Genomic DNA, 12,466 nt, shown 5'->3' with positions numbered 1-12,466 from the left:
TTGTTTAGTCGCCAGAGGACTACGTCATACGTGGGCACAGCAAGACACGTGGGCGCGCTGCGGAGTATACGAGACCGCCACGGTGCCGTATTCGACGAACGGGGAGAACTCCGCCCACCCATCTGGACCGGAGAAGAGCGCCACCTCCCTCTCCATGATCCCCCTGAAACGGGTGACCATCGGCAGCCGCACCACATGCAGGTCCTCGATGACCTCAGCGAAGTGTGCGGGCAGATCGAGCGGTGCGGAAGCGGCGAGTTCACAGACAGGTGCATCGGGGTGCGGTCGCGCAGTATCGGCCATGACCCCAGACTAACGCTCGCCCGGCCCCGGACCGTGTGGGAAGGGTCAAGCGCTAGGCTTGAGCCATGACGGTTTCAGAGATCTTCGACCCCACGGCCTGGCGTGAAGTCACCGGCTTCGACTTCACCGATATCACCTACCACCGGGCCATCGACCCCGCCACAGGCAACGACATCGGCTGTGTGCGCATCGCCTTCGACCGCCCCGAAATCCGCAACGCCTTCCGCCCGCACACCGTCGACGAGCTCTACCGAGCCCTCGACCATGCCCGCCAGACCTCGGACGTCGGCGCCATCCTGCTCACCGGCAACGGCCCGAGTGAGAAAGACGGCGGCTGGGCGTTCTGCTCCGGCGGCGACCAGCGCATCCGCGGCCGGTCGGGCTACCAGTACGCCTCCGGTGAGACCCGTGAGAGCGTCGATCCGGCACAGGCCGGACGCCTCCACATCCTCGAGGTCCAGCGCCTCATCCGCACCATGCCGAAGGTCGTCATCGCCGTCGTCCCCGGCTGGGCCGCCGGCGGCGGTCACAGCCTCCACGTCGTCTGCGATATGACCATCGCCTCACGCCAGCATGCGAAGTTCAAGCAGACCGATGCCGATGTCGGCTCCTACGACGCCGGCTACGGGTCCGCGTATCTGGCGAAGATGGTCGGGCAGAAGAAGGCCCGCGAGATCTTCTTCCTCGGCCGCACCTACTCCGCACAGGAGATGGCCGACATGGGTGCCGTCAACGAGGTCGTCGACCACGCCGAACTCGAAACCGCCGCCCTGCAGATGGCACGCGAGATCCTCGGCAAGTCCCCGAACGCGCAGCGCATGCTCAAGTTCGCCTTCAACCTCGTCGACGACGGGCTGATGGGTCAGCAGGTCTTCGCCGGCGAAGCCACCCGACTGGGCTATATGACCGACGAAGCCGTCGAAGGCCGCGACTCGTTCCTGGAAAAACGCGACCCCGACTGGTCCCCGTTCCCCTGGTACTACTGAGCCCGGACTGCGCATGACTGCCCGCGAACTGCACCCCGACGAGCTGCCCGTCGCCATCGATCGTGCCCTCACCGGCGAATCGATCCTCATCCTCCCATCTGGTCGGGACGGAGCCGTCACCGAGGCGACCCCCGATGTGTGGGCCGGTCACGGTCCTGCTCCGGCCCTCATCCTCTTCACCTCCGGGTCGACGGGCAAGGCGAAAGCCGTCGCTCTGTCCGCTGAGGCACTGACCACCTCGGCACGGGCGACCGAACGGTTCCTCTCCGGGCCCGGCGACTGGCACCTGTGTCTGCCGGTCAACCACATCGCCGGCTTCCAAGTCGAGCTGCGTGCCCGTTCGGCGGGCCGCGCCCCGGTCAGGACCGCCTCGGCGAGGTTCACGGCACAGTCCTTCACCACCGAGGTCGGCGCCCTGGTCGACCGGGCGGGCGAGCGACCGACGTACACCTCGATCGTGCCCACCCAACTCCACCGGATCCTCGAGGACGACCCCGCCGCCGAGGCGGCCGGACGGCTCTCGCACATCCTCCTCGGCGGGGCGGCGATCTCACCGTCGCTGCTCGACCGCGCGGAGGACGCGGGCCTGGCGATCGTGCGCACCTACGGGATGAGCGAGACGGCGGGCGGCTGCGTCTATGACGGGGTTCCCTTCGACGGGGTCGAGGCGACCATCACCGAGGCGGGAACGATCGATCTGACCGGCCCCGTCGTCGCCGACGGCTACGTCGAGATCAGCACCGACGGGATCATCACCCCGACAGACTCCCCAGAACTCACCGTCGATGAGGCGGGCGTGCGGATCATGCACACCAGCGATTTGGGCCGAATCGATTCCGGTGTGCTCAGTGTGCTCGGGCGCGCCGACGACATCATCGTCTCCGGAGGCACGAACGTGTCTCCACATGCGCTGGAGGCCGGACTGCTGCCGAGCTGGCAGAAGGCGGGGATCGCTGAGATGCTCGTGACCTGGGTGCCGGACGAGGAGTGGGGAAAACGGATCGTCGCACTCGTCCGGATCGCTGACGGCGGTGGAGCCGGAGCGAAGAATGCGCGAGAATTGGCACAGCGACTCAATGCACTCGATCACGGGATGACCGGTCAGCTGCTCCCGCAGCTGGTCTTCCCGGTCGCCGAGATTCCGAACCGGACGATCGGCAAGCCCGATCGCAGCGCTGCGGCCCGGATCGCCGCCGATCTCATGGCGCGTGACGCGAATACCCATACTGGTGAACAACCGGTAATATAAGACGGCTCCACAATTCGACAGGAAGGTGAGCGAGACCTATGGCTGATGCCGCCCAGTGGATTTCTGGAGCTCGACTGCGAACTCTGCCCCTGGCTCTCGCACCCGTCCTCATCGGAACCGGCGCCGCGATCGGTTCTCTCGGCGGATTCACCGCCTTCATCCTCGACGACATCTCCGGCGATGACGACCATGTCAGCTTCGGGCAGATCCTGCTGCGCGGTTTCCTCGCGCTGCTCGTCTCGCTGTGTCTGCAGATCGGCTCGAACTACGCCAACGACTATTCCGACGGCATCCGCGGCACCGATGACGAACGTGTCGGGCCTGTCCGTCTCACGGCGACCGGGCTGGCCGAACCTCTTCAAGTCAAACGGGCGGCCTTCGTCTTCTTCGGTCTGGCCGGCGTCGCGGGCATCGTACTCGTCCTCATCTCGCAGGCGTGGTGGTTCCTCGTCGTCGGAGCCGCCGCCGTCGCCGCCGCCTGGTTCTACACGGGCGGCAGACGCCCCTATGGCTATATGGGTCTCGGCGAGGTCTTCGTGTTCGTGTTCTTCGGGCTCGTGGCGACCTTGGGCACGATGTGGATGCAGGTCGGCCATCTCAGCCTCAGCGGCTGGGCCGGCGCCGTGTCGATCGGCTCATTGGCGTCTGCCGTACTCATGGTCAACAACCTCCGGGACATCCCCAGCGACACCGAGGCGGGCAAGATCACTCTGGCCGTGAGGATGGGCGACAATGCCGCACGCATCGCCTATGCGGTGCTCGTGCTGCTGCCGTTCGCTCTGCTGGCACTGGCGATCCTCGACGGCCATCCCGCTGTCGCGTTGGCGATCCTCGCCCTCGTCCCGGCGCTCAACCCACTCAAGACAGTGCTCAGCGGCACGACAGGTCCAGGGCTGATCCCGCCGATCAAGTCCACGGGACTGACCGGGCTGGCCTTCGCCGGGCTGATGGGCCTCGGACTGGCGCTCTGAAGCGCCTCAGCTCATTCAGGCTGGTCTGGGCTGGTCGCCGGTCACTTGGGCTGGTCGCCGCTCACTTGGGCTGGTCGCCGTCGTCGCCGAGGCGCTCTTCGACGATCTCATCCTCTGCCTCTTCATCGGCGCCGACGCGCTTGGGCTTGGATGCCCGCTTGGCCACCTTCGCTTCGATCTCGGTGGCGGCTCGAGCGCGCAGCTTGCCCAGGAGCAGGTAGCTGAGCAGCGCGCCGATGATGATTGCTGCGATTGCCATGACCAGGTTGAGGCCGAGGAACGGGAACAGGACGAGGCCGGCGGCGATGATGAGGCCGAAGCGAGCGAGTGTGTAGAGCCAGAAGGTGCGCATTGTCCCAATTTTAGCCTCCGATCGTGACAGTCTTGTCACCGCCCGCTGGAGACCGCGCTCAGGTTGGTGGACTATCCTTGGTACATGGCTCGACTACTCATTGCCGCGATCGTCCTGGCGGCAGCGGTGACACTGTACGGACTCTTCGATTGCCTGCTGCGTGATCGGGGTCTGATTCGAGTCCTGCCCAAACCCGCGTGGGCACTCATCATCCTCTTCATCCCCGTCCTCGGGTTCATCCTCTGGTACCTGTTCGGACGTGGCTCTGAAGACAAGCCCTCGCGCGGCACACGCCCCCGCGGGCAGGTCGCTCCCGATGACGACCCGGACTACCTGCGACAAGTCGATCGCGAACTCAAACTCGGCAAACATGCACCTCCGGCTCAGGACGACGATGAGGAGGAGTCTCCACGCGACGACTCCGAGAAGTCGGATGATGACAGCGATCCCGCTGATTCCTCCGCCGACACCGATGACCGGGGAACCAAGGGCGAAGGCCGCGGCCGCTCCAACTGATCTAGCCCCGCTCGCCTCAGCACACGCATCCGCCGACCCTGGAACCCTCTGAGTCCACATCCGTTCACCGCAGCGGGCCACACTCGCCGGCACGGTCACAGCGGCGTCTGGGCAGCGAAACGATCCGGCGAATCGGTACACCTTCTTCTGAACTGCCCACCGAAGAACGTGGGTTCAGAGCCGACTGGACCACAACGGTCTTCGGCCAGCAAACCGCAGGCAGCCGCTCCACGCCTACAGCACGCTGACGGCCCAGGTCGAGGTGAATAGCACACGTTTGAACCTGGGCTATTCACCTCGACCTGGGCCGTCAGCAGATTTGGCTGCCGCTGCGGGACGTTCGAACGGCCTTGAGGGCGGCCTGAAGAGTCAGTCGAGGCCGGAGTAGGAGTGCAGGCCGTTGAAGTACATGTTGACGACGGTGAAGTTGAAGATCACCGAGGCGATGCCGATGAGGTTGAGCACGGCCACCTTCGTCGGGCCCCAGCCGCGGGTCGCACGCGCGTGCAGGTACGCAGCGTAGATGACCCAGACGACGAACGTCCAGATCTCCTTCGAGTCCCACCCCCAGTAGCGGCTCCAGGCCACCTCGGCCCAGATGGCGCCGGCGATGAGGGTGAAGGTCCACGTGATGAAGCCGACGGCCGCAATCGTGTACGAGGTGCGCTCCAAGTCGGTGCTCGAGGGCAGACGGTGCAGGAACCGCAGCCATTTCGGATCCTTGGTCTCATGCACGCTCTTGAGGATCTGGAAGACCGCGAGGATCGCAGAGATGTAGAGCAGAGAAGTCGAGAGGATTGCGATCGGCACATGGATGGCGATCCAGTAGGAGTCCAGGGCCGGGATGAGCTTCGCGGCCGGGGTGTAGAAGACGGTGATCGCCAGACCCAGGCACAGCAGCACTCCCCCGGAGACGAACGTCCCCAGATAGCGCACGTCCTTCTTCGTCAGCACGAGGAGGTAGACGATGACGGTGATCGCAGTGGCAGAGAGGACGTACTCCATCATGTTGCCCCATGGCACGCGCGCCACGGACAGGGCGCGGGTGAGCACTCCGCCGACGTGGAGGAGCATGGCGAGCACGAGCAGCGAGGTGCCGATGCGGGCTCCGCGGTGCCGGTTCTTCCGGGGCGACTTCACCGCCTCGGAGTCATCGTCGTCGGGGCGGTCGAGGACCGCAGTCGTCGCCGTCTTCCGGTTCGTCCGCCGCACCGTGCTGGCCTTGGCGGGGCTGGCGGCCCGGGACTCCGAAGTCTTGAGTTCACGCGCGCCGAAGAGGTCGAAGGCGTAGAAGATCATGGCGACGGCGTAGACGATCATCGCCGAGATGATCAACTGGTTCGACCACATTGCGAGGTCAGTGTTGACGTCCATTCATCCTCCGCACCCCAAGAGTGCTCTTCTGTCTCATGCTGCTGACTGACTGTCCGTGCGCCCGCCCGACTCCGTGAAGAAGCCGAGGCCAAGTGCACTCCGCGGCTATTCTACTCCGCGTAGTACTTCGGGTTCATCTTTCGTCCCCATCGCCGTCCTCACCCGCATCGGGTTCCGGATCGCGCAGGTCCTTCACCAGGCCGTCAACGGCGCGTTCGACCATGGGATCCTCACCGCGGGCCAGGGCGGCCACCTCGGCGTGTCCGTTCCTGATCCGCACCCACACGCGACGTCGAGGAATGAACAATGACAGGCCGAGACCCGCCAGAACGAGTATCGCGCTGATGAGCATGAGTGCCTGCGTCGGGTCTTGGGAGATGTCGACGGCGATGTACTTCTTCACTCCGTCGAAGGTCACCGAACCGCCGTTCGGCAGCTTCTGCGTCTCCCCCTCGGCGAGCTGGATGACGAGCGGATTGCCTGTCTCGTCCGTCATCTCCTCCATGTTCTCTGCGTCGAGGGAGTACACGGACTGCGGGACTCCCGAATCGAGGCCGAGGTCGCCTGTGTACCCGCTCATCACGAGGTAGGGATTGCGCAGCTCGGCGAAGCTCGAGACCAGTTCCCCGTCCTGATTCTGAGCGGCTGTGGGCAGGAACACCCCGACGAAGCCCATCTGCGTGCCGGCCGAATCCGGGACCTTGATGACGCCTTCGGACGAATATCCGGGGTCCCCGCCGTCCGGGATGAATACCTGCGGACCTGAGTGGACGATATCGCCCTTCGCATCGCGCACGGTCACCTCGGGGGCGTAGCCGTTGCCGGTGAGGTAGACGCCGACGCCGCCCACGCGCACCGGTTCGTTGACCTTGAGGACATGCGATTCGCTGTGACCGTCCGCAGTCGTCGTCACCTTCGCATCGAAGCTGCGCGGCTGACCGAATTGGTTGCCCACCGCCTGATCGTCGAAGGTGGAGGTGAAGGAATCGAGCTTGAGTCGGAAGTCCGGCAGATTGTCCGCATCGTAGTAGGACCCGGGTTCGAAGGAATCGTAGGAGACCAGCGAGTTCGAGAACGTCTCACCCTCGACGAGGATGCGCTGACCCTCGTAGCCGAACAGCGATCCGATCGCCATCGTCAGGGTCGCCATGAGCAGGGCGATATGGAAGACGAGGTTGCCGGTCTCCCGGAGATAGCCTCGTTCGGCGGCGATGTGATCGGACTGCCGGTTGATGCGGTATCCGGACTTCTTCAGCCGCGCCTCGGCGGCGTCGAGGAACGCCTCATCCGCGTCCGCACGGGTCTCTGCCTCACCCTGCGCCGAATCGAAATCGGCATATCCGGGCATCCGGGACAGCCGCCTCGGCGCCTTGGGCGGGGACGAACGCATCGCCTTCCAGTGCTGCTTCGTCCGCGGGATGATGCAGCCGATGAGCGAGATCATCAGCAGCAGGTAGATCGCAGAGAACCAGATGGAGGAGTACACGTCGAACATCTGAATGGTGTCGAGGAACTGCCCCCAGGCACCGTTGTCCTCCAGGAAGGTGTTCACACGGCCCGGGTCCTGGATGCGCTGGGGCAGCAGAGATCCGGGAATCGCGGCGAGGGCGAGAACGAGCAGGAGGATCAGGGCGACCCGCATCGTCGTCAGCTGCGTCCAGGCCCACCGGCACATGCCGAGGAACCCGAGCTGCGGCTGCGTCACGGTCGACTTCGCGGCAGGTCGGTCCCCCTGCTTCGCCGTCGAGTCCACGCCCGATGTCGGCTGCGTCTTCTCCGAGCCTTCGGTTGAGCCCGCCACTAGATCACCACTTCGAATCCATTGATGAGACCTTGCAGAGAGGTCATCCACATGTTCCATACGCCGCTGGCCATGAGCACACCGAGGATGATGAGCATGGTGCCCCCGGCGCGCACGATCGCGGTCTGATGTCTCCGCACCCAAACGAGCCGTCCCGCACCCTTATGGATCGCGAGCGCCAGGAGGATGAACGGGATGCCCAAGCCCAGGCAGTAGACGAAGGCCAGCAGTGCTCCGCGCCAGATCATCCCGTCACCGCCGAAGCCCACCGACATGCTCAGCACAGCCGACAGGGTCGGTCCCACACAGGGTGCCCAGCCGAGGGCGAAGGTCGCCCCGAGCACCGGTGCACCCCAGAGACCGGCCTTCGGGCGGGCGCGGATGCGGTGTTCGTTCTGCAGCAGACCGAATCCGCCCATGAACACGAAACCGGCGACGATGACGATGACGCCGAGAACCCGGAGGATGATCGGCTGCCATTGGGAGAACAGCGCTCCGAGGGCCGAGAAGCTGGTTCCCAGCAGCACGAAAACGACGGTGAAGCCGAGGACGAAGAGGGTGATGCCCACGACCACTCGCCACGTCTGTTTGTCCTTCAGCGAGGATCCGGAGAGACCGGTGACGTACCCGACGTAACCCGGGACCAAGGGCAGCACACATGGGGAGGCGAACGAGACGAGTCCAGCCAGGGCCGCCGCACCGGCAGCCAGCAGCAGCGGTCCCGAGAGGACGGTCTGGGCGAAGTCCGCCCCGAGCCCACTCACTCGGCCAGCACGTCCTCGATGAGTCCCTTGAGTGTCGACGCGTCGACCTCACCGACGACTCTGGCCGCGGCCCGGCCCTTCGCATCGAGGACCACCGTCGAGGGGGTCGCCTGCGGGGGCAGGACGCCGGAGAGCAGGGAGACCATCTCACCGTTCGTGTCGAGCATATTCGAGTACGGCACCTGGTAGTTCTGGATGAAGGCGTTGGCCGCAGCCTCCTGGTCACGGACGTTGACGCCGATGAACCGAGACTTGTCCCCGAACTCCTCAGACACGGACTTCAGATCCGGGGCTTCCTTCCGGCACGGCGGGCAGGCCGCATACCAGAGGTTGATGACGACCGGGGTGGGACGCAGATCGGCCAGGGACACCGTCTCTCCGTCGAGAGTCTCGAAACTCAAGTCCAGGGGTTCGCCGCGGTCCTCGACTGCCACCTGCGAGACGACTCCCGAGCCGGAGACATACCCCTGGTCGGATCCGGCCTGATCGGCCAGCTCGTCATTCTCGCTGCAGGCGCTCAAGACCAGGGCCGTGCCGGCGGCGACAGCGGAGGTGAAGAGGGCCCGACGATTGAGGGAATGACGCCCGAAACTCATGCTCCCGCCACCGCGGTGCCCGGCTGCAGATCCGCACAGATGCTCTCGTAACTCACGGACACCAGTGTGGACGAATCGAATGTGAAACTGGTGATAGAAGCCAGGTCACATTCCCGCCTGCGCGGGTCGTGGACGAGCGAGCGTCCCTCCCCCGACAGGCGGGTCATCCAGATCGGCAGCTGGTGGGAGACGATGACTCCCTCGGCGACCGGACCGTGGTGGTCGAGCTTGGCCCGCAGGCTGGCCATCGCGGCCCGCATGCGCAGCACGATCTGCTTGTACGGCTCTCCCCAGGATGGGGTGAGCGGGTTGTACAGTCGTACGAAGTTCTTCGGATCGGCCAGACGTCGCACGCCCACCTTCTGCCCCTCGAAGGAGTTCGCCGCTTCGATGACGCGATCATCGTCGAACACCGGCAGCCCGAGGGCCTCGGACAGAGGTGAGATCGTCTGCTGGGTCCGCAGCAGCGGGGATGCGACGAGTTCGACCGGCCGGTTCTCTGCCGACGCGAAATGCTGGGCCACGCGGGCGGCCATCTCATGTCCGCGCTCGGTGAGTCCGAAGTGCGGCAGCCGACCGTAGAGAATGCCTTCGGGATTGTCGACTTCGCCGTGACGGACGAGGTGGATGGTGGTCATGACTGCATCTCTCCGGCCTCCGGAACCGCGGCCGCGGCCTTGGCTGCTGCGGGCAGAGCGGTGATGATCCGGTCGAGGATCTCATCGGTGTGGGCATAGGACAGGAACCAGGCTTCGAACGCGCTCGGAGGCATGTGGATGCCCTGATCGAGCATGGCGTTGAAGAACGCGGTGTAGCGGTCGACGTTCTGGGCTCGCGCCTGCTCGTAGTTCGTCACATCAGAGTCGGTGAAGAACACGGAGAACATCGAGTTCGCGGACTGGATGACGTGGGCGACGCCTTCGGCCTCGAGGCTGGCAGCGACTGCCGGACGCAGAGTATCTGCGGCACGGTCGATATGCGAGTACACATCGAGTTCGGTGGTCAGCTTGAGCGTGGCCAGTCCGGCGGCGGTGGCCACCGGATTGCCCGAGAGCGTTCCGGCCTGGTAGACGGGGCCGGAGGGCGCGAGGTGGGCCATGATCTCGGCGCGGCCGCCGAAGGCCGCTGCCGGGAACCCGCCGCCCATGACCTTGCCGAACGTGAACAGGTCGGCCGGGCCTTCGGGGTAGCCGATGGCCTCGGACTCATAGCCGTACCAGCCGGCGGCGGAGACGCGGAAGCCGGTCATCACTTCGTCGCTGATCATCAGCGCACCGTGGGCCTTGGTCAGCCGCCGGATGGTGTTCGTGAACCCGTCTTGGGGAGGCACGACGCCCATATTGCCGGGGCTGGCTTCGGTGATGACGCAGGCGATGTCCTCACCGTGTTCGGCGAACACCGCTTCGAGTCCGGCGGCATCGTTGTAGTCGACGACGATCGTGTCCTGCGCCTGAGCTCCGGTGACCCCGGGGGTGTCGGGCAGGGAGAAGGTGGCCAGTCCGGAGCCGGCCTGGGCCAGCAGTGAGTCGACGTGGCCGTGGTAGCAGCCGGCGAACTTCACGACCTTGGACCGTCCCGTGTATCCGCGGGCCAGGCGGATCGCCGACATGGTCGCCTCGGTGCCCGAGGAGACGAGGCGGACCTGGTCGACGGGATCGATGCGGTTGACGATCTCCTCGGCGAGTTCGACTTCTCCGGTCGACGGTGTGCCGAAGGAGAAGCCCTTGACGGCGGCTTCCTGGACGGCGGCGACGACCTCGGGGCGGGAGTGGCCCATGATCATCGGACCCCACGATCCGATGAGGTCGATGTAGTCGTTGCCATCGGCGTCACGCAGCCAGGCGCCGGTCGCCTCGGTGATGAAACGGGGGGTGCCGCCGACGGCCTTGAACGCGCGGACCGGGGAGTTCACTCCGCCGGGGATGACTGCCTCGGCGCGGGTGAAGAGGGCGGCGGACCGATCGGTGGTGTGACCGTTCGTCTCTGCTGTCGTCATGGTTCTCCTCTGATTCTTCGCGAGTCGGGTCTGATCGCTGTCGGATAGGCGTGGGGACGGCTCAGGCGCCGTCGCGCTCGGTCATATGGTCGTAGACTTTGGTGAAGATTCGACCCAGGGTCTCCATCTCCTCGCGGTCGAGGAGATCGACGAGGTGGCTGCGGACTCCGCAGACATGGTCGGGGGCGGCGTCCTGCAGCAGCTGCCACCCGGCTGCGGTCATCACGCAGTTGACCCCGCGGCCGTCTTCGGGGATGGCGGAGCGCTCGAGCAGTCCGCGCTTCTCCATCCGGGCGACGCTGTGGGTCAGCCGGGACCGGGACATCGTGGTGTCGGTGGCCAGCAGCGCCATCCGCATCGTCCGCCCTTCGTGTTCGGACAGTCGCACGAGGATCTCGTACTCGGGCAGGCCGATGCCGTGCTTCTCACGCAGCTCCTTGTCCAGCTGTGCGCTGAGCAGCTGAGAGCCGTTGAGGTAGCTGCGCCAGGCTTTCTGGTCGAGCGCGGACAGCCAGCGGGGCTCGGTCATCACCGGCCTCCGACTGCAGTGCGGCTCGCGGTGTGACCTGCGGCTTCGGCTTGGAGGCGCTGCGCGACCTCGGTGGCCCAATAGGTGAGGATCGCATCGGTGCCGGCACGTTTGAAGGCGATGAGGGATTCATCGATCGCCTTCTCCCGGTCGATGGCTCCGGCGGCGGCCGCGAATTCGATCATCGCGTACTCCCCGGACACCTGGTAGGTCCACACGGGCACAATGGATTCCTGGGCCACCTCGGCGAGCACATCGAGGTACGGCAGTCCGGGTTTGACCATGACGATGTCGGCGCCTTCGGCGAGGTCGAGGCCGAGTTCGCGCAGAGCCTCGCGACCGTTGGCGGGATCCTGCTGGTAGGTCTTGCGGTCGCCTTTGAGTTCGGAGTCGACGGCTTCGCGGAAGGGGCCGTAGAACGCGGAAGCGTACTTCGCGGTGTAGCCCATGACGACGGTATCGGTGAATCCGGCGGTGTCGAGTGCCTCACGGCAGCGGGCGACCTGACCGTCCATCATCCCCGAGAGTCCGAGCACCTCAGCTCCGGCGCGGGCCTGGGACAGTGCCATCGAGGCGTAGCGATCGAGTGTGGCGTCGTTGTCGACTCCCCCGGCCTGATCGAGGACTCCGCAGTGGCCGTGGGAGGTGAATTCGTCGAGGCACAGGTCCGCCATGATCACGGTGTCGTCGCCGAGTTCGCGGGCCAGCAGCGACAGGGCCCGGTTGAGGATGCCCTCGGGGTCATCGGCCTGAGACCCGATCTCATCCTTGTGCTCCGGGATGCCGAAGAGCATGAGTCCGCCGACTCCGGCCGCAACCGCTTCCCGCGCGGCCTCGAGCAGGGAGTCGAGGGTGTGCTGGACGACTCCGGGCATTCCGGCCAATGGCAGCGGTTCGCTCAGGCCCTCCTTGACGAACATCGGCAGGATGAGTTCGGAGGGGTTCAGGCGCACCTCGGAGACGAGCCGACGGAGGGCCGGGGTCGACCGCAGTCGACGGGGACGGACGGATCCGGGGACCAATGACATG

14 protein-coding genes are annotated in these 12,466 nt (G+C 65.6%); 4 read left to right on the top strand and 10 right to left on the bottom strand.

Annotation, left to right across the window (positions count from 1 at the left end; genetic code table 11):
- Positions 1–24 precede the first annotated feature (24 nt).
- Positions 25–303: a hypothetical protein gene (locus EB835_RS20300; protein ID WP_168216723.1), complete on the bottom strand. Its 279-nt coding sequence runs from the start codon at positions 301–303 to the stop codon at positions 25–27.
- Between the two features lie 65 nt (positions 304–368).
- Here EB835_RS20300 and EB835_RS12245 point away from each other — a divergent pair, with 65 nt between their 5' ends.
- The 3 genes from EB835_RS12245 to EB835_RS12235 are packed head-to-tail and all read left to right on the top strand — an operon-like array spanning position 369 to position 3,509.
- A complete protein-coding gene (locus tag EB835_RS12245) occupies positions 369–1,289 on the top strand; it encodes a 1,4-dihydroxy-2-naphthoyl-CoA synthase (protein ID WP_135809746.1) in 921 nt (306 codons plus the stop codon).
- A 13-nt stretch (positions 1,290–1,302) separates the two neighbouring features.
- Positions 1,303–2,538, top strand: coding sequence for an AMP-binding protein (locus EB835_RS12240; RefSeq protein ID WP_135809745.1), 1,236 nt, complete (start codon positions 1,303–1,305; stop codon positions 2,536–2,538).
- Positions 2,539–2,576: 38 nt separating this feature from the next.
- Complete coding sequence (locus EB835_RS12235) at positions 2,577–3,509, top strand: 1,4-dihydroxy-2-naphthoate polyprenyltransferase (protein WP_135809744.1); 933 nt, start codon at positions 2,577–2,579, stop codon at positions 3,507–3,509.
- Positions 3,510–3,570: 61 nt separating this feature from the next.
- Here the strand turns inward: EB835_RS12235 and EB835_RS12230 are convergent, their stop codons facing one another.
- On the bottom strand, positions 3,571–3,861 hold the full coding sequence (locus EB835_RS12230; protein ID WP_135809743.1) for a DUF4229 domain-containing protein: 291 nt from the start codon (positions 3,859–3,861) through the stop codon (positions 3,571–3,573).
- Between the two features lie 84 nt (positions 3,862–3,945).
- Between EB835_RS12230 and EB835_RS12225 the strand changes: the two genes are divergently transcribed.
- On the top strand, positions 3,946–4,377 hold the full coding sequence (locus EB835_RS12225) for a PLD nuclease N-terminal domain-containing protein (protein WP_135809742.1): 432 nt from the start codon (positions 3,946–3,948) through the stop codon (positions 4,375–4,377).
- 369 nt (positions 4,378–4,746) lie between these two features.
- Here the strand turns inward: EB835_RS12225 and ccsB are convergent, their stop codons facing one another.
- From ccsB to hemB, 8 genes are all read right to left on the bottom strand, one after another.
- Positions 4,747–5,751, bottom strand: a complete 1,005-nt coding sequence (gene ccsB / locus EB835_RS12220) for a c-type cytochrome biogenesis protein CcsB (protein WP_135809741.1) — start codon at positions 5,749–5,751, stop codon at positions 4,747–4,749.
- Between the two features lie 133 nt (positions 5,752–5,884).
- Positions 5,885–7,552 (bottom strand): cytochrome c biogenesis protein ResB, encoded by a 1,668-nt coding sequence (locus tag EB835_RS12215; RefSeq protein WP_240688715.1) that lies wholly within the window; start codon positions 7,550–7,552, stop codon positions 5,885–5,887.
- Entirely contained in the window at positions 7,552–8,316 is a 765-nt protein-coding gene (locus EB835_RS12210) for a cytochrome c biogenesis CcdA family protein (RefSeq protein WP_135809740.1), read from the bottom strand. Before EB835_RS12210 ends, EB835_RS12215 begins: the two co-directional genes overlap by 1 nt.
- Complete coding sequence (locus EB835_RS12205; protein ID WP_135809739.1) at positions 8,313–8,912, bottom strand: TlpA family protein disulfide reductase; 600 nt, start codon at positions 8,910–8,912, stop codon at positions 8,313–8,315. Before EB835_RS12205 ends, EB835_RS12210 begins: the two co-directional genes overlap by 4 nt.
- On the bottom strand, positions 8,909–9,550 hold the full coding sequence (locus tag EB835_RS12200) for a histidine phosphatase family protein (protein WP_135809738.1): 642 nt from the start codon (positions 9,548–9,550) through the stop codon (positions 8,909–8,911). Before EB835_RS12200 ends, EB835_RS12205 begins: the two co-directional genes overlap by 4 nt.
- Positions 9,547–10,908 carry a glutamate-1-semialdehyde 2,1-aminomutase gene (gene hemL, locus EB835_RS12195; protein ID WP_135809737.1) on the bottom strand — a complete coding sequence of 454 codons (1,362 nt, stop codon included), beginning with the start codon at positions 10,906–10,908 and terminating at the stop codon, positions 9,547–9,549. Before hemL ends, EB835_RS12200 begins: the two co-directional genes overlap by 4 nt.
- A gap of 61 nt (positions 10,909–10,969) precedes the next feature.
- The gene (locus EB835_RS12190; RefSeq protein WP_135809736.1) at positions 10,970–11,437 is read right to left on the bottom strand and encodes a MarR family winged helix-turn-helix transcriptional regulator; all 468 of its coding nucleotides are present in this window, start codon (positions 11,435–11,437) and stop codon (positions 10,970–10,972) included.
- A complete protein-coding gene (gene hemB / locus EB835_RS12185; protein ID WP_135809735.1) occupies positions 11,437–12,465 on the bottom strand; it encodes a porphobilinogen synthase in 1,029 nt (342 codons plus the stop codon). Before hemB ends, EB835_RS12190 begins: the two co-directional genes overlap by 1 nt.
- Between the last annotated feature and the right edge of the window lies 1 nt (position 12,466).

It is taken from the genome of Brevibacterium sp. S22 (genome assembly GCF_004745485.1).
Classification (GTDB): Bacteria; Actinomycetota; Actinomycetes; order Actinomycetales; family Brevibacteriaceae; genus Brevibacterium.
The sequence above is the reverse complement of the archived record's forward strand: the minus strand, read 5'-3'. Positions and strand labels throughout refer to the sequence as shown.